We start from the raw sequence: 17,186 nt of genomic DNA, 5'->3' as shown, positions 1-17,186 counted from the left end.
AAATCACGCTTTCTTTGTTTTCAGACGGCCTTTATTATGAATTGTCTTGCTTGGAGTCATGTGCCCGACACCGCCGCACTGGCACGCGCCATCGCCACACAAGCCACACCGCTGTATCTCATTGTCTGCCTGCCAGACGATAGCGTACCCGAATTCCGGCTTTCCGCCACACCCGATGCTTTAGAGCAAACCTTATACCGCAACCTGACGGCACAACTCGGCTGCATACAGTTCAACGGCGCCAATGTTTTAGAAAATATCCTACCCAACGTACACCTATGGCTGATGCCGTCTGAAACCGCCACCCGACTCGGCGAACATTTCCCCATGCCTTTGTTATGGCAAACCGAAGCCGTGCCGCAAAAGGAAACCGCATCGCCGAAACCATGGTTCAGGCCGTCTGAAAACCGTGCCGCCCCTACCCGCGCGCTGATTATCGGTGCGGGCATTGCCGGCGCCGCCACCGCCCACGCACTGGCACAACACGGCCTGCCGGTAACCGTATTAGAGGCCACCGAACCCGCCACCGCCGCTTCCGGCAACCGCCAAGGTTTGCTGTATGCCAAAATTTCACCGCACAATACCGAACAAACCGAATTGCTGTTGTGCGGATACGGCCACACCCGCCGCCTATTGCAAAACCTACTGCCCGAACAAAACGACTGGGGCGGCAACGGCATCCTCCACCTCAATTACGATAATGAAGAAACCCGCCGCAACCGTTTACTCAGCGAACAAAGCCGACACAGCCATCTTTACCGTGCTGTATCCGCCGATGAATCCACGCAGATTGCCGGTATCCCCATCGCGCAAAGCGGCCTTTATTGGCCGCAGGGCGTTTGGCTGCATCCGCCCGCCCTTGTCCGCGCCCTGCTCGATCATCCGCTGATTGAAGTGCACAGCCAAAGCCCCGTATTATCAGCCGAACACAACGGCCACTCTTGGCAGGTACACACCCCGAAGCGCATCTTTAGCGGCAGCCATCTGGTTTACTGCACCGGTGCGCACAGCCCGCATATTGCCGATACCAATATTGCTACCCTGCCCTACCGGCTGATACGCGGCCAAACCGACCTTGCGCCGGCCACACCTTATTCGCAACAACTGCGCTGCGCCCTTTCCGGCACCAGCTACATCAGCCCCGCTTGGCAGGGTTGGCACGGCTACGGGGCGACCTTTGTCCAGCACGATACCGACACCGACTGGCGCGAAGCAGACCGACAAACCAACCTGCTCAACCTGCAAACCTTAAATTCCGAATTAGCCGCCGAACTAGCCCCGCCATCACGTTCAGACGGCCTGAATCATATTCCGCAAGGACACGCCGCCCTCCGTTGCGACAGCCCCGACCATCTGCCTATCGTGGGCGCATTGGGCGATATCCAAGCCATGCAAAACGTTTACGCCAAGCTCGCGCTCGATAAAAACTACCGCATCCGCACCACCTGCCCGTATCTGCCCGATGCCTATATCAACACCGCCCACGGCAGCCGCGGCCTGAGCACCGCGCCGATTTGTGCTGCCGCCGTTGCCGCCGATATACTCGGTTTGCCCAATCCGCTTTCACAACGCATCCGCACCGCCCTCAGCCCCAACCGCCTGATTATCCGCGCCCTGATACGGCAACAGCCTTTAAGCGTATCCACCCATTAACAAGCGGAAAAATACAGTTGTTTCCATCCGAATAAAGCAAAAAGAAACAAGCTAAGACACAGAAAACACAACCCAAATAGGCCGTCTGAAAAAAACCTGGCAATTATTGTAGGATAATCAGACGGATTATCTTACAATACCGTTCATGACCAAACAAAACTACAGAGGCCATACCACTATGCAGTATGCCAAAATTCTCGGCACGGGCAGCTATCTGCCCGCCAACCGTGTCAGCAATGATGACTTAGCCAAAAAAATCGATACCTCCGACGAGTGGATTACCTCGCGCACCGGTATCAAATTCCGCCACATTGCCGACGAAAAAGAACAAACCAGCGATTTGGCCGTTATCGCGGCACGCAATGCTTTAGAAAATGCCGGCATGGCCGCTGATGAAATTGATTTGATTATTGTGGCAACTTCTACGCCCGATATGATTTTCCCGTCCACCGCCACCATTGTGCAGCAAAAACTCGGTATCGGCGCCACCGGCTGCCCCGCATTTGATGTTCAGGCCGTATGCGCCGGCTTTATGTATGCCATCACTACCGCCAATGCCTATATCAAAAGCGGCATGGCCAAAAACGTCTTGGTTATCGGTGCGGAAACCTTCAGCCGCATTTTAAATTGGGAAGACCGAACTACTTGCGTCTTATTCGGCGACGGTGCCGGCGCAGTAATTTTAGGCGCTTCGGACGAAGCGGGTATTATCCACAGCAAACTACAGGCTGACGGCGATTATATCGACCTGCTGAAAACGCCCGGCCAAGTGGTGAACGGACAAGTTTGCGGCACCCCCTTCCTCACCATGGACGGCCCCGGCGTGTTTAAATTTGCTGTAAAAATGTTATCCAAAGTGGCCGAAGACGTTTTAAAAGAATCAGGCTATACCTCCGCGCAAATCGATTGGATTGTGCCCCATCAGGCCAACAAACGCATTATCGAAAGCACCGCCAAACATTTGCATTTGAGCATGGATAAAGTGATTCTCACCGTAGAAAACCACGGCAACACATCCGCCGCATCGATTCCGTTGGCACTGGATAGCGGCATACGGAACGGCCAAATCCAACGCGGCCAACACCTGCTGCTCGAAGGCATCGGCGGCGGTTTCGCATGGGGGGCGGTATTATTGAAATACTGATTTCCAAAAACACACAGGCCGTCTGAAACAATAAAAACACACTTCAGACGGCCGGGAGCCGGGGAAGCTCCTTTCCAATAAAAACAACAAACTCACTTAAAAATCAATAAAAATGAATAAACAAATACATTACGGCACGGTAACGCATTGGTTCGACGAACTGCAACGCGGCTCGGTTTTTTCCGACGACCACGGCACGCAGAGAATTCTATTAGAACCTTCATCCTTAACACCAAACTACCCGCACCCGCAAAGCGGCGACCGCATCGGTTTCAGTCTCTATCACGACGACAAAAACCGCTTATGCGCCAAAGATGCCGCTTTGCTACCGCCTTTAAAAGAAAACGAACGTGTTGAAATCACGCTGACCGAATGGAATTATCAGCAAAACGGCGGCTACGGCAAACATCAAATCCAACGCACCACGCCCATTTTCATTTTAGGCCAGTTTCTCAATGATCAAACGCGCATACCCGATTCCGGCGAAATACTGGAAGGCAGATTGGTGCGGCACAGTAACGGCCAATGGTTGATGGTCGAAGCCGATATTATCGAACCGCCCCCCGATCTGCCCGAAGACATACCCGGCCCGAGTGAAATACGCAACCTACAAGCCGAGCTGGCACCGCCGCCCTTTCCGCCGACGGTCAAACCTACCATCGGTAAGCATACTGCCCCACCGGAAAAAGCCGTTTTACCCGATACGAAAAATACCGAAGAAACCGAAAAAGCGGATACCGAAACACTGCCGGCCAATAAAGTATTAAGCGGCACCATCATCAGTTGGAACGATGAAAAAGGATACGGTTTTATCTGCACCGACGAAAACAATCAAACCGTCTTTTTCCATATTTCCGCTTTCCATTATGCCGCCCAACGTCCGCAACAAGGCCAACAGGTCAGCTTTTACTGTAACCGCCCGGCAGAAAGCAAACCGCAAAGAGCCATGCGGGTGGTATTGCTCGGCCATGAAGCATCTTTATTTTCCGAACGCCCCTATGATTACCATGAATTTAATTTCAACCTGCAAAAACTCGCTTCTTACGGTGTGTTCGGATTGATTTATTTAATTGTGGTCGCCTATTTTTCCGCCAAGCTCGTACTCATTTATCTGGCGGCCAGCGCGGCTGCTTTTTGGATGTACCGCAGCGACAAACAAACTGCCGTTACCCAAGCCGGCAAACAGGGCTATCTCGGACGGGTACCCGAACGCAAACTCTATCAAATCGGCTTAATCGGCGGCTGGCCGGGCGCCTTATTAGCACGGGGTGCGTTCAACCACAAAACCGGCAAAGCCTCTTTTATCCGTGTTTTTTGGATAACTGTCGCGGTAAATATTGCCATCACCTATGCCCTGCTGATACATTATGCCGACAATCCGATCGCTTTATTTTTGAAAAATTAAAGGAATACCATGTCTTTTGCATTCTTTTTTCCCGGCCAAGGCTCGCAAAGCCTCGGCATGATGAACGGTTTTGACGGTGTTGCCACTGTCCGCAATACTTTCGACGAAGCATCCGCCGCACTCGGCCAAGATTTATGGGCGATGATAAACGGTGAGGATGCCGCGCCCATTAACGAAACCGTGAATACCCAGCCTTTAATGCTGGCGGCTGGTGTAGCCACCTATCGCGCTTATCTCGAAGCAGGCGGCAACCAGCCTGCGGTAGTTGCAGGTCATAGTTTGGGCGAATACACCGCTTTAGTGGCCGCACAAGCCTTAGATTTCACCGACGCCGTACGCCTAGTGCGCCTGCGTGCCGAATTAATGCAAAATGCCGTGCCGCAAGGTGAAGGGGCTATGGCGGCTATTTTGGGGTTGGATGACGATGTTGTCCGCGATGTATGCAGCCAAGCGGAACAAGGCGATGTGGTGGAAGCCGTTAACTTCAACTCGCCCGGGCAAGTTGTAATTGCCGGCGCTACTGCTGCGGTCGAGCGTGCTATGAGCTTAGCCAAAGAGAAAGGTGCCAAACGCGCACTGCCGCTGCCCGTTTCCGTTCCCTCTCATTGCCGCCTAATGAAACCGGCCGCCGACAAACTGGCCGAAGCACTGCAAAACATTCATATCAAGCAACCTGAAATCCGCGTGATTCACAATGCCGATGTTGCTGCCTATAACGATAGCGACAAAATCAAAGATGCTTTGGTGCGCCAGCTTTACAGCCCCGTGCGTTGGACGGAAACTGTCAATACTTTGGTTGCGGAAGGCATCACGCAATCTGCCGAATGCGGCCCCGGAAAAGTATTGGCCGGTTTGGCCAAACGCATCAATAAAGAAGCCGTTTGCACCGCGCTTACCGATATGACACAAGTTCAAGCCTTTATTGAGGCACATCGCTAAGCATATAGTCGATTAACCTTTCACAATAAAACAAGAAGCCGTCTGAAACTTTCAGACGGCCTTCTACTTATTAAAACCACTATATTTACAAAAACAAAGCCCAATCAGCGTTTTTCCTGTTTGCGTATTAAATACACACCCAAAATACCGAATAATACGGTCGGCAATAATGCGGCAATCACCGGCGGCACATTATAAAGCTGGCTGGTAAATCCGAATAACCTGCCGGAAAAATGGAATGCCAAACCCAAACAAATTCCGCCGAATAATTTCAAACCCATATTGCCGCGACGGGTATTTTGCGGGGTAAACGCCAACGCCACCAGCGCCATAATCATCGCTGCAACGGGATACATCAGTTTTCGCCACCAGGCAATCTCATAAGTTTTGGTTTGCTGATGATTTTCCTTGAGATGGCTGATATAAGTGGTAAGGGCGGTAACCGACATCTGCTCCGGCTGCACCAATAAAACATCCAGTAAATTACGTTGTAATTCAATCGGCCACTGTTCGGTAGCCTGCACGCCTGTTTGTACACTATTGCCATCTAACAAACTATGACGGGCGTTTTTCAACTGCCACCCCTCATCATTCAAAGTAGCAGAGTCGGCTTCTACGGTTTCGGCAAGCTGAAAATCGGCATTATGCGCCCAAATTTTGACCCCCATAAGAGTATGGTCGGGCAACATTTCGCGCACATTAATAATATTGTTTTGCTCTTTCAACCATAAGCCCTGACTGCCGGTACTGATTTTACCGTTCACCGCCGTTGCTTTCAGATTTTCGGCATTACGGCTGAGCGACGGTGCAACCCACTCCCCCAATACCGCCGTAAATATGGCAAAAATCAAACCGAATTGCAGTAGGATACCAATCAGCCGTTTCGTACTCATACCACTGGTTTTCATCACCGTCAGCTCGCTGCCCGAAGCCAACTGGCTGAGTGCGACCAAACCGCCGATTAACACCACCAACGGCATCAGTTCATAAGCATGGGCCGGCATCTGCAATACCACATATTGCATCATTTTCATGCCGCTATAACTGCCCTCGCCAATATCGCCCGACTCGGAAACCACATCGAAAAAACTGTATAAGGCCAAAAAAGCCAACAGTGCATAAAAAGACATCACCGTCAGACGGCGGATAAGATAACGGGTTAACAGCATTATTTCACCCCGCCTTTCAAACTGATTTTCACCGCCTGCCAAAACGGCTGAGCCGGCATACTGCGCACCCGCAATAAAATAATGGCAATTGCAGCAATCAAAACATGCATGGGCACCATACCCAGCCAGAAATTCAGCCTACCGTCTTCAACCGCATTACGCAGAAAAGTCAAACCGTTTTGATAAACCAAATACAAACCGATGGCAACCAAAATATTATAAGTATGCCCGGTGCGGGGGTTGAAATAAGAAAGCGGTACGGCTAAAACACTCAATATCAACACGCTGATGGGCAACGACAACCGCCACATCAATTCAGCCTGATGTTGTGCATCGCTGCTGCCGAATAATTCTGCCGTCGGAATGGTACGGCGGTTGGCAATCGGATCAACGATTTGCGGCACGGTACTGATAATCAGGCTTAAATGTCCGAACGAGACTTGGCTGTAGTCGGCCTTACCGGGCGTGCCGCTGTATCGGTAGCCGTTGCTGAGCTCTAAGGTGCGTTTGTTGTCTTTCAGTGAAAACGTGCCTTCTTTGGCTAGGATAATATTGTCGTTTCCTTTGGTATCCCGTTCGCGTAAAAACAGGTTTTTCATCACGCCCGAATCAACGTCGAAAGTTTCGACGAAATACACCCGTCCGTTATGTCTGCCCAACGTATTGAATTCGCCCGCCTCAACCAATGAAAGTTCTTGTTTCTGCTTGAGCAATTCGGCAAACTCGCGGCTTTTTAAATCCGCCCACGGCATAATCCAAAGCTGCATCACCGCAATCAACACCGCAAACGGAATGGCAAACCGCAGCACGGGGCCTATCCATTGTTTTAATGCCAATCCGCATGAAAGCCAAACCGACATCTCACTATCGCGCCAATAGCGGGTTAGCACGGTTAGAATACTGATATATGCGGTTAACACCAGCAGCAGCGGCGTCATGCCAATCACCCAAAAGCCAATCAATGCGGCAACCGCATCAACGGCAACCCGCCCGTCGGCAGCGCGTCCGAGCAGGTTAATGGCCTGCGTCGAGACCAACACGGCCAGCAATACCACAAAAATACCCACTGCGGTAAGCGATAACTCTTTAAGAAAGTTTCTTTGATAAATCATAAATATGAACTACTTTCCTTGCAGATGCTTTTTTCATTCAGGCCAAACCGTTTCAGACGGCCTGATATAGAGTACAATCAAAGGGAAAGATTTCGGTTGGCTTTTATCGGAAAGATGCTAAGGCCGTCTGAAAAATCCGAATTTGAATCATTATCTCAATTAGGAGAAAAACGTGAAATTTAACACAAAAGCCGAAAAATTGCAGCCAAACCAAAGCGGCGCGTTACTATATGTTTGTGAAGATGCCTGCCCTTGTAGCGAAAACAGCAATAATGAAACCGCCGCCCTACTCTGCGGTTCGTTAGAAGAAGACCAATCTTTTGCCGAAACCAAAGTTTCCGTTAACGGCAGCCTGCAAGCCGTTGCCGTTGTCCGCCTCAAAGAAATGAAACGCGACCTCATTGCCAAAGCGGCAGCCGAAGCAGCGGCTTGGGCGCAAAAGCAAGAACAGCTAAACGTATGCTTGGCCGCATTTAACGCCAAGGATAGCGAACTGGTGGCCGAGATTTTTGCAACCGCATTCGGCACTGCCGCCTATCGCTTCGACCGCTACAAAAAAGAAAGCAAGCCTGCCAAACTGAAAGAAGCGGTATTTTTCAGCGAAGCCCACCCTTCATCCGTTGTTGCGGCACTTTCCCTTGCCGAAGCACAAGTATACGGCATGAATATTTGCAAAGACCTCGGCAATGCCGCACCAAACGAATGCACCCCGAAATTCTTGGCACATACCGCCCGCGAAGAAGCCAAAAAGGTCGGCGCTTCAGCAAAAATCTTGGAAAAAGACTACATCAAGAAACACATGGGCGCTTTTTGGTCGGTAGCCAAAGGCAGCAAACAAAAGCCCTATCTGGTCGAGCTGTCTTATTTTGGCGCAGCAGATGAAAACGAAGCCCCGGTGGTTTTGGTCGGCAAAGGTATTACCTTTGACTCTGGCGGTATTTCCTTAAAACCCGGCCCGAATATGGATGAAATGAAATACGATATGTGCGGCGCCGCCAGTGTGATTGGCACTTTCTGCGCTGCTGCCAAACTCAAATTGCCGATTAATCTGATTGCCATTGTGCCGACTTGTGAAAACATGCCTTCCGGCGAAGCCAACAAACCCGGCGATATCGTAACCAGTATGAAAGGCTTAACCATAGAAGTATTGAACACTGATGCCGAAGGCCGTCTGATTTTGTGTGACGCGCTGACTTATGCGGAACAATTCAAACCCAAAGCCGTGATTGATGTCGCCACACTCACCGGCGCCTGTATCGTGGCACTCGGCCATGATGTTAGCGGTTTGATGGGCAATAATCAGGAATTGGTCGATAACCTGCTCGCTTCAGCCAAAGCTACCGACGACAAAGCTTGGCAATTGCCGTTGTTCGACACTTATAAAGAACAGCTCAAATCCAACTTTGCCGATATTCCGAATATCGGTTCACCCGGTGCGGGCACCATCACGGCGGCAACATTCCTATCCTATTTCACCGAAGACTATCCGTGGGCGCATCTCGATATTGCGGGTACGGCTTGGAAATCCGGTAAAGAAAAAGGCGCTACCGGCCGCCCCGTTCCCCTACTGCTCAACTATTTGCGTCAGGCAAAATAATACCGCCGTTATAGCGGATACCTAGTAGCCGTAAAACAGCAAAACGCCGTCACACCAACCCTATCGTGTGATGGCGTTTTCATATCACAATAATGCAATATGCCGGTTTTCAGACGGCCTTTAGCCAAGCTATACCATATAGAAAACCCTATCTACAAACCATACACGACATCTGGGGTACAATACGGCCTTTTACTTTATCCGCCCGTTTCAGACGGCCCTAACTAACTCTAAATTATATTAATATGAACAATCCATCTATCTGGCAACCCGAACTGCCGGAACACCTAACCGATACCTACCCTGCCGATTTAACCGCATTAATCCAAGCGCAATCGCTAACTGCCGCCTTACGCGCGATTGACGCATCATTTTCCGTACGCTTGCTGCACTTGGGCGCTACCCACTGCGATATTTTGTTTTCAGACGGCCTCACCATAACCACCCCTGATAACGGCTTTGGCCGTGATGTTTTATTGTGTTTAAACGATATCCCCGTTGTTTGGGCGCGCAGTTTGTGTGCCGCCGATGCTCAAAATTGGCGGAATTTGCTCGACTGCGGGACACGCCCTTTAGGGGAAAGGCTGTTTGACGGCTCATTGCCGCTTACCCGCTCCGCGTTCGAATACGCTATATTGCCGGAAACATACCGTTTCAACGGCTTTGAAAAACCATCTTTTTTAGCACGCCGTTCGTTTTTCGACTTACAAGGCGAACGGCTGGGTTTGACCGAATGCTTCCTACCCGCCCTGCAAAGTTTTGTTTAATCTTATGATAGTTGTTAAAAAATTCGATATAATTATAAAAAATAAGCCGTTTGCTAACAGACGGCTTTAATCTGTTATATATCATTTATTTTCAATAAATTGACCGACAGACTAAAACCAATTAAATACAAGAAATGAATATAAAACGCTTACTCTTAACTTTTCTCCCCCGCTATACCGTAGGTAGGTTGGTGATATACAGCAGACTGATGCGTATGGAAAAACCCATCGGCACACTATTGCTGTTGTGGCCGACTTTTTGGGCACTATGGATAGCATCGCAAGGTATCCCCGACTTTACCGTTTTATTGGCATTTGCCGCCGGCACTTTTCTCATGCGCAGTGCCGGTTGCGTGGTGAATGATTTTGCCGACCGAGATTTCGACGGCTCGGTAGAGCGCACCCAAAACCGACCGTTTGCCCGCGGACTGGTTTCTACCGAAGAAGCCATTTTACTGGCGTTGATTCTCTGCTTAATGGCCGCCCTCTGTTTACTGCCGCTCAACCGCCTAACTTGGCTGATGAGCCTGCCGGCATTATTTTTAGCAGTCAGCTATCCGTTTACCAAACGCTTTTTCCCCTTACCGCAATTTTATTTGGGGCTGGCCTTTTCATTCGGTATTCCGATGGCGTTTGCCGCCGTTACCGAAACCGTTCCGCCTCTGGCATGGCTGATTTTTGCCGCCAATGTTTTATGGACGCTGGCTTATGACACCATTTATGCAATGGCCGATAAAGAAGACGATTTAAAAATCGGCATCCGTACTTCGGCCATCACTTTTGGCGATAAAGACGTTGCCGCCATTATGTTGTGCCATTTCTGGTTTACCTTCCTTATGATCATTCTGGGCATTCAGATTCGTGCCACTTGGCCGTTCTGGCTGGTGTTACCCTTTATTGTTTACAATCAGATACGGCAATACCGCCAAATCAAACAACGTAACCGCTGGGTATGCTTCCGCACTTTTCTGGAAAACAACCATATCGGCCTATTATGGTTTGTGGGCATTGTCGCCCACTATGTATGGCTATCGATTCAGACGGCCTATACCCATTAATATCATTTAAACAAGGCCGTCTGAAAGATTGATTAGTTTATAGACGGCTGAAATCATCCGTTCCAACCCAATAAAAAAGACGGGAATCACCCGTCTTTTTTCTTTATTCGGTACGCAGCCTAAAGCACATGGCCGAATCACCTACCTTAAAACGCTTCGCCAACTTTCACACCGCCGGCCGTGTCTTTCGGGGTAGCCAACTCTGCCACAACCCTTTGTGCTGCTTGGAATGCCGGCGTAGCCATCATATCGGCCGCCCCGCTTGCGGTTAAGGTATTGGCCATATACTGCCAACGTTGCGCCAGCTTATTATTTTCAGGCATCACAAAACCATCGCGAAGCTCATCCACCAAATCCGGACGGTTACACACCAACACAATATCGCAACCAGCCTCAAATGATAAACGCGCCCGCTCGCGGATACCGCCGACACCGCCTGCGCCTTCCATAGTCAGGTCGTCTGAAAAAATCACACCGTTAAAACCGATATCATGGCGCAATACTTCTTTCAGCCATTTAGCAGAAAAACCGGCCGGCAGACTATCTACCTTAGGGTAAACCACATGAGCGGGCATCACCGCCGCCATGCCTGCGGCACTTAATCTGCGGAACGGCACTATATCAGCGGCATTTAATTCCGCAAAACTGCGGTTGTCTTCCGGCAACACATGATGGCTGTCCCCCTCTACAAAACCATGCCCGGGAAAATGCTTACCGCAAGATTTCATGCCGCCCCGATTCAACCCTTTTTGCAAAGCCAACGCCAGCTCGGTAACGACTTCGGGCTCGCAATGGAAACTGCGGTTGCCGATAACGGCGCATTGCCCCCAGTTTAAATCCAACACGGGGGTAAACGACAAATCCACACCGCAAGTACTCAGTTCGGTTGCCAACACCCAACCAGTTTGCTCGGCCAAAGCTTTCGCCTTTTCGGCACCCTCTTTATCCCAAATCTCACCGAACACATCCATCGCGGGCAAGCGGGTAAAGCCGTGAATAAAGCGCTGCACCCTACCGCCTTCGTGATCAACGGCAATAATTAATTCCGGCGTTCTTAACGCTTTGATTTCAGCAATCAGCTTTTTAAGTTGTTCGATATTTTCAAAGTTTCTACGGAATAAAATTACGCCGCCGATAGCAGGGTCTAAAAGGCGCTGTTTTTCTTCTTCCGTTAAATAAAAAGCATGCACATCAGCCATAACCGGGCCGCGCGGAATCATGGGTTTATTCATTATGTACTCACATCAGCAAAATAACAGGCCGTATCCGTTATCAGAATAAAACAGTATTTCAGGCCGTCTGAACGTTTCAGACGGCCTGTCTGTTACAAACCTACTCTATTGCCTAAAAATAAAATGGAAACACTATCAATCAAACATTCAGACGGCCTGATACAATCAACAGGCCGTCTGAATATCAACGCTTAATTAAGGCAGTCTTAAAGCAAAAAATAAGGTCGAACCGCCACGTTGTACCAACAGCGGTATATTTTTACCGGCACCGGCCAACGCATTACGGAAAGTGGATTCGTCTTCAACCGTCATCTGGTTGACGGCGAGAATCTCATCACCGCGCCTTATCCCTGCACGTTCGGCAGCACCTTCCGATTTCACCACCACCAAACGTTTTCTATCATTACCGATGCGTGTTTGCATAGTCAGGCCGGTATTCTCAATCAGGAAAGCCTGGCCACTGGAAGAACCTGTCGGATCCGATGCTTCTTCTTCACCAAATTCTTCATCATTACTGCTGGCGCCAAGCTGGACTTTCACATTGCTTTCATGGCCGTCGCGCCATATACCGAGCGTCACTTCCTTACCCGGTGCCATGGCGCCGACCATCACCGGCAAATCGCTGGATTGGCGGACTTCTTCACCGTTCACGCTGCGGACGATATCACCCGCCTGCAAGCCGGCTTTAGAAGCGGGGCTGCCCGGCAATACGCGGGCAATCAATGCCCCCGACGCTCTATCCAAACCGAACGATTGCGCCAAATCATAAGACACTTCCTGAATAATCACACCCAGTTGGCCACGCTGTACTTTACCGGTCGCTTTCAACTGATCTGCCACATTCATCGCCACATCAATCGGAATGGCAAAAGAAATACCCATAAACCCGCCGCTTCGGCTGTAAATCTGCGAATTGATACCGACCACCTGACCTTTCAGGTTAAACAACGGCCCGCCCGAATTACCGGGATTAATGGCAACGTCGGTTTGAATAAACGGCGTATAGTTTTCATTCGGCAGGCTACGGCCTTTGGCAGACACAATACCGGCAGTCACACTGTTATCAAATCCGAACGGCGCGCCGATTGCGGCAACCCATTCGCCCGGCTTCAAATCTTTGGCATTGCCGACCTTAACCACCGGCAAATCCTGCGCATCGATTTTCAGCAATGCCACATCGGACTGCTGGTCGGAACCCACCAGCTTGGCCGTATATTCACGTTTATCGTTCAACAATACCTTAATATTGCTCATGCCGCCGACCACATGGGTGTTGGTCAGAATATAACCATCGGAACTAATGATGAAACCCGAACCGAAATTCAATTCGGCTTCTTCTTCCTGTTCTTGAATTTCCGGCACATTCGGCACTAAGCGTTTGAAAAACTCATAAAAAGGATCGTTATCAGGAAACTGATTCAAATCCATGCCGTTATCTCTCTCTTGACTGCTGCTCGGTGCTTTAACCGCCTGAATATTAACAACGGTCTGCCCTTCTTGCTCCACCAGTTTGGTAAAATCGGGCAGCAGCATCTGTACATTGCCTTCATCGGTTTTGGTTTCTACTTTTTTCACCAAATCCGTTTGCGCTTGTTCGTCTTTGCCGAAGAAACTTTCCACCTTATCACAACCGGTTAGCGCCAAAGCAGAGGCAGCCAGCAGGGCAATATATTTGGGGGTTTTATTCACAACGGTTTCCTTTTAATCAAGATATAGTAACGGTAAATTCGAGGGGAATTGTAAACGAAAAGAGCAATGATACACAAATCGGTCATTTATAAAACAGTTTTTTCGCCATTTATTACGAAATGGCCCACAAATATCACCAAGGTTGCGTATGATTTTCCGAAAGGCATACACCTTTTAACAGGCTGTTACCCATCGCCTATTTAGCTCAAGCTTTAAAAGCTGTTCATTTAAACAACCCCATCAGTTTTTGGCAGGGTATTCGCACAAATCGTAAATCAAACATTGACCGCATAACGGCTTCTGAGCCTTACAGGTATAACGGCCATGCAAAATCAGCCAGTGATGGGCATTTAATAAAAATTCTTTCGGCACCAGCCGCATCAGTTTATCTTCAACCTCACGCACATTCTTACCCGGTGCGATTCTGGTGCGGTTAGATACTCTAAAAATATGGGTATCAACTGCCATAGCCAATTGGCCGAATGCCGTATTCAACACCACATTGGCGGTTTTCCGCCCTACGCCCGGCAAGGCTTCCAATGCTTCACGGTTATCCGGTACTTCGCCATTGTATTTTTCAAGCAGAATCCGACACGTTTCAATAATATGTTTGGACTTGGTTTTATACAGGCCGATGGTTTTGGTATATTCCATCACCCCCTCCAAACCCAAATCCAGCATGGCCTGCGGCGTACCGGCCACCGGAAACAGTTTGGCCGTCGCCTTATTCACACCGACATCGGTAGCCTGCGCCGAAAGCAAAACGGCAATCAGCAACTCAAACGGATTTTTATAATTCAATTCGGTCGTCGGGTGAGGGTTGGCCGCCCGAAAACGCTCGAAAATTTCTTGGCGGATATGTTTATTCATAATTTAATTGGTCTGGTTTGTCGGGTTAGTTGGTAAAGAAACGCATTAAGTATTTTAAAATAAATACATTATCCGCTTTACCAATATTATTTTTATTACTTTTTATTATCTGCTTATTAGATAAAGGCGATAAAGCAATATTGCCTACAACCACAATGCCGCCCGAATATTTTCAGACGGCCTGATTCAAATAATATAGTCCGCTTCCGGCCGCGGCATATTAATCTGCTGTAAAAAGCGTTTGGTGCGTTCATGCTGCGGATTGAGAAACAAAGTTTGCGGCGAGCCTTTTTCAACAATCACACCGCCATCCATCACCACAACCACATCCGCTACTTCCATTGCAAATTTAATCTCATGCGTGACCACCATCATGGTCCAGCCCTCATCAGCCAACTCTTTCATGGTATTGAGCACATCTTGCACCAATTCGGGATCCAGTGCCGAAGTCGGTTCGTCAAACAACATTAAATCGGGCTGAATGGCCAAAGCGCGGGCGATACCGACTCGTTGCTGTTGCCCGCCGGAAAGCTGATGTGGGTAAAGATCGGCCTTATCAGCCAACCCTACTTTTTCCAATAAAGCAGCGGCTTCTCTTTTGGCATCGGCTAATGGTTTTCCCTGCACCACAACCGGCCCTTCCATGACATTTTCCAAAGCGGTTTTATGAGGAAACAGATTATATTGCTGGAAAACCATACCTGATTTACGGCGCAAAGCCAGAATCTCTTTTTTTGATAATTTATGTGAAAAATCAATTTCCAAAGGCTGATCGCCGCTGAATGCAAGTTTGCCCTGCTGCGGAATTTCCAACGCATTCAAACAACGTAGAAAAGTGGTTTTCCCCGAACCCGAAGGGCCGAGTATCACCACTACGCTGCCTTTTTCAATATCCAAATCAATGCCGCGCAAAATAGCATTGTCACCAAACGCTTTGTGAATATTACGGATTTTAATCATGGCTTATACTCACTTGGCAATATGACGGTCGAGCCGTTGTTCAAGTTTGGCCTGCATCACAAACAGGAAGAAACAGAATACCCAATAAATAATCCCTGCTTCGATATACACGGGCAAAAAGTCATAGCTGGCATTGGCAATCTGCTGGGCAACACGGAAAAGCTCGGTAATGGTTACCACCGAGGCTAAAGAAGTGTCTTTAAACAAACTGATAAACGTATTGCTCAAAGGCGGTACGGCAACACGGAAAGCCTGCGGCATAATAATGCGGCGAAACGTCTGCATATAAGTCATACCGATAGAAAAGCCGGCTTCCCACTGCCCTTTGGGTACCGATAAAATAGCGGCACGAATGGTTTCGGAAGCATAAGCACCGATATTTAGCGAAAAACCAATAATGGCAGTCGGCAGCGGATCAAGTGTGATACCGATAGAAGGCAAACCGTAAAACACCACCATCAACTGAACCAGCATAGGGGTACCGCGAATGGCGGAAACATAAAATTTCACCACCGCAAATAATATCCGATGCACCCAACCTGATAGCGGCACAACCCGCACCAATGCCACACCCAATGCAATCAGGATGCCGCAAATAAAAGAAACGACGGCCAGCGGTATCGAATAGAGAAATCCCGCTTTCACCATCGGCCAAAATGCGTTTATGACCAAAACCGCACGGGCTTCGGTCATAAACGGAATGGCGGTTAAAATATCATTTAACACTAACATCTACACCAAAAAATTGTTCACCCAGTTGTTTCAATGTGCCGTCTTCTCGCAATTCGTCAACCGCACTGCTGATTTTAGCCAGAGCCTCTTCATTGCCCTTATTCACCACAAAGCCGGAACCTATTTTTTCATCACTGGGGGCAGTCCATGCTGTTTTCAGTCCAGAATTCGGGTTTTTCTTCAAATAATCCAATAAGGCTAATGAGTCGTTAAAAGTAAAATCGGCACGTTTTTGCTGAACCAAGGTTAATGCCTGCGCCATGCCGTCTACCGGAATAATTTCGGCTTCGGCTTTTTGTGCCATTTCACCATAATTACTGCTTAACGTTTGTGCAGCCGTTAAGCCTTTCATATCGGCGAAGCTCTTGATACGGTTATCATCGGCACGGGAAACCGCCATCGGGCCGGAATAGCTGTAATCCGACGATTTATCAAATGTGGCACGGCGTTCGGGCGTGGTCAACCCAACTTGATTGGCCACCATATCGAAACGGCCTGCTTTCAAGCCGGCCAACATGGCATCCCACTGGGTTTCTTTAAATTCGACCTGAATCCCTAATTTATCTGCAACCGCACGGGTCACTTCCACATCATAACCGGTCAATTTGCCGCTTTCGTCATGATAGGTAAACGGCGCATAAGTCCCTTCCGTACCCACGGTTACCGTACCTTTATTATCAATGCGTGACAACAGCGAACCGGCTTCTGTTTGCGGTGCAGAGGCTTGATTAGCCGATGCAGCCGAACCACTATCGTTGCCACATGCGGCCAATACCAAGGCAGCTATACTGCCGAACACGAATTTTTTTAACATAGTTTTTCCTGTGAAAGCGTAATAAAAGTCTAAATTGTACGTTAA

The 17,186-nt window shown here is 49.0% G+C and carries 15 protein-coding genes; 7 read left to right on the top strand and 8 right to left on the bottom strand.

The window, feature by feature from the left end:
• Positions 1–36: 36 nt before the first annotated feature.
• The 4 genes from mnmC1 (at position 37) to fabD (ending at position 5,141) form a co-directional block, all read left to right on the top strand.
• Positions 37–1,653 carry an FAD-dependent 5-carboxymethylaminomethyl-2-thiouridine(34) oxidoreductase MnmC1 gene (mnmC1, locus tag NXS09_RS00555; protein WP_259290620.1) on the top strand — a complete coding sequence of 539 codons (1,617 nt, stop codon included), beginning with the start codon at positions 37–39 and terminating at the stop codon, positions 1,651–1,653.
• 178 nt (positions 1,654–1,831) lie between these two features.
• Positions 1,832–2,797, top strand: a complete 966-nt coding sequence (locus NXS09_RS00550; protein ID WP_259290940.1) for a beta-ketoacyl-ACP synthase III — start codon at positions 1,832–1,834, stop codon at positions 2,795–2,797.
• Between the two features lie 112 nt (positions 2,798–2,909).
• Positions 2,910–4,202, top strand: a complete 1,293-nt coding sequence (locus NXS09_RS00545; protein ID WP_259290619.1) for a DUF1294 domain-containing protein — start codon at positions 2,910–2,912, stop codon at positions 4,200–4,202.
• A gap of 9 nt (positions 4,203–4,211) precedes the next feature.
• The gene (gene fabD / locus NXS09_RS00540) at positions 4,212–5,141 is read left to right on the top strand and encodes an ACP S-malonyltransferase (RefSeq protein ID WP_259290618.1); all 930 of its coding nucleotides are present in this window, start codon (positions 4,212–4,214) and stop codon (positions 5,139–5,141) included.
• Between the two features lie 104 nt (positions 5,142–5,245).
• Here fabD and lptG read toward each other — a convergent pair whose 3' ends face one another.
• Together lptG and lptF are read right to left on the bottom strand one after the other, a co-directional pair.
• Positions 5,246–6,313 (bottom strand): LPS export ABC transporter permease LptG, encoded by a 1,068-nt coding sequence (lptG, locus tag NXS09_RS00535; RefSeq protein ID WP_259290939.1) that lies wholly within the window; start codon positions 6,311–6,313, stop codon positions 5,246–5,248.
• Complete coding sequence (lptF, locus tag NXS09_RS00530) at positions 6,310–7,422, bottom strand: LPS export ABC transporter permease LptF (protein ID WP_259290617.1); 1,113 nt, start codon at positions 7,420–7,422, stop codon at positions 6,310–6,312. The genes lptG and lptF overlap by 4 nt, the downstream gene beginning before the upstream one ends.
• Positions 7,423–7,594: 172 nt before the next feature.
• On the opposite strand from lptF, the gene NXS09_RS00525 reads away from it, so the two are divergent.
• From NXS09_RS00525 to ubiA, 3 genes are all read left to right on the top strand, one after another.
• A complete protein-coding gene (locus NXS09_RS00525; protein ID WP_259290616.1) occupies positions 7,595–9,019 on the top strand; it encodes a leucyl aminopeptidase in 1,425 nt (474 codons plus the stop codon).
• Between the two features lie 245 nt (positions 9,020–9,264).
• On the top strand, positions 9,265–9,786 hold the full coding sequence (locus tag NXS09_RS00520; RefSeq protein ID WP_259290615.1) for a chorismate--pyruvate lyase family protein: 522 nt from the start codon (positions 9,265–9,267) through the stop codon (positions 9,784–9,786).
• Positions 9,787–9,920: 134 nt separating this feature from the next.
• Positions 9,921–10,844, top strand: coding sequence for a 4-hydroxybenzoate octaprenyltransferase (ubiA, locus tag NXS09_RS00515; RefSeq protein WP_259290614.1), 924 nt, complete (start codon positions 9,921–9,923; stop codon positions 10,842–10,844).
• 146 nt (positions 10,845–10,990) lie between these two features.
• On the opposite strand, the gene nagZ is transcribed toward ubiA, so the two are convergent.
• From nagZ to NXS09_RS00485, 6 genes are all read right to left on the bottom strand, one after another.
• Complete coding sequence (nagZ, locus tag NXS09_RS00510) at positions 10,991–12,076, bottom strand: beta-N-acetylhexosaminidase (RefSeq protein WP_259290613.1); 1,086 nt, start codon at positions 12,074–12,076, stop codon at positions 10,991–10,993.
• A gap of 195 nt (positions 12,077–12,271) precedes the next feature.
• Positions 12,272–13,765: a DegQ family serine endoprotease gene (locus NXS09_RS00505; RefSeq protein ID WP_259290612.1), complete on the bottom strand. Its 1,494-nt coding sequence runs from the start codon at positions 13,763–13,765 to the stop codon at positions 12,272–12,274.
• Between the two features lie 240 nt (positions 13,766–14,005).
• A complete protein-coding gene (nth, locus tag NXS09_RS00500) occupies positions 14,006–14,635 on the bottom strand; it encodes an endonuclease III (RefSeq protein WP_151052480.1) in 630 nt (209 codons plus the stop codon).
• 186 nt (positions 14,636–14,821) lie between these two features.
• A complete protein-coding gene (locus tag NXS09_RS00495; protein ID WP_259290611.1) occupies positions 14,822–15,595 on the bottom strand; it encodes an amino acid ABC transporter ATP-binding protein in 774 nt (257 codons plus the stop codon).
• Between the two features lie 9 nt (positions 15,596–15,604).
• Positions 15,605–16,288, bottom strand: coding sequence for an amino acid ABC transporter permease (locus NXS09_RS00490; RefSeq protein ID WP_289623041.1), 684 nt, complete (start codon positions 16,286–16,288; stop codon positions 15,605–15,607).
• A gap of 22 nt (positions 16,289–16,310) precedes the next feature.
• Positions 16,311–17,141, bottom strand: a complete 831-nt coding sequence (locus NXS09_RS00485; RefSeq protein WP_259290609.1) for an amino acid ABC transporter substrate-binding protein — start codon at positions 17,139–17,141, stop codon at positions 16,311–16,313.
• Positions 17,142–17,186: the final 45 nt, after the last annotated feature.

Origin of the sequence: Neisseria montereyensis, assembly GCF_024834045.1 — a bacterium.
Taxonomy (GTDB): Bacteria; Pseudomonadota; Gammaproteobacteria; order Burkholderiales; family Neisseriaceae; genus Neisseria; species Neisseria montereyensis.
Note: the sequence above shows the minus strand (reverse complement) of the source record. Positions and strands in the feature narration are given on the sequence as shown.

What these genes read in the sequence shown, in the direction of transcription:
- NXS09_RS00545 (WP_259290619.1), top strand. Translation starts at nt 2,910, where the DNA reads ATGAATAAACAAATACATTACGGCACGGTAACGCATTGGTTCGACGAA.
- NXS09_RS00495 (WP_259290611.1), bottom strand. Translation starts at nt 15,595, where the DNA reads ATGATTAAAATCCGTAATATTCACAAAGCGTTTGGTGACAATGCTATT.
- fabD (WP_259290618.1), top strand. Translation starts at nt 4,212, where the DNA reads ATGTCTTTTGCATTCTTTTTTCCCGGCCAAGGCTCGCAAAGCCTCGGC.
- NXS09_RS00520 (WP_259290615.1), top strand. Translation starts at nt 9,265, where the DNA reads ATGAACAATCCATCTATCTGGCAACCCGAACTGCCGGAACACCTAACC.
- nagZ (WP_259290613.1), bottom strand. Translation starts at nt 12,076, where the DNA reads ATGAATAAACCCATGATTCCGCGCGGCCCGGTTATGGCTGATGTGCAT.
- nth (WP_151052480.1), bottom strand. Translation starts at nt 14,635, where the DNA reads ATGAATAAACATATCCGCCAAGAAATTTTCGAGCGTTTTCGGGCGGCC.
- lptF (WP_259290617.1), bottom strand. Translation starts at nt 7,422, where the DNA reads ATGATTTATCAAAGAAACTTTCTTAAAGAGTTATCGCTTACCGCAGTG.
- NXS09_RS00485 (WP_259290609.1), bottom strand. Translation starts at nt 17,141, where the DNA reads ATGTTAAAAAAATTCGTGTTCGGCAGTATAGCTGCCTTGGTATTGGCC.
- mnmC1 (WP_259290620.1), top strand. Translation starts at nt 37, where the DNA reads ATGAATTGTCTTGCTTGGAGTCATGTGCCCGACACCGCCGCACTGGCA.
- ubiA (WP_259290614.1), top strand. Translation starts at nt 9,921, where the DNA reads ATGAATATAAAACGCTTACTCTTAACTTTTCTCCCCCGCTATACCGTA.
- NXS09_RS00490 (WP_289623041.1), bottom strand. Translation starts at nt 16,288, where the DNA reads ATGACCGAAGCCCGTGCGGTTTTGGTCATAAACGCATTTTGGCCGATG.
- NXS09_RS00550 (WP_259290940.1), top strand. Translation starts at nt 1,832, where the DNA reads ATGCAGTATGCCAAAATTCTCGGCACGGGCAGCTATCTGCCCGCCAAC.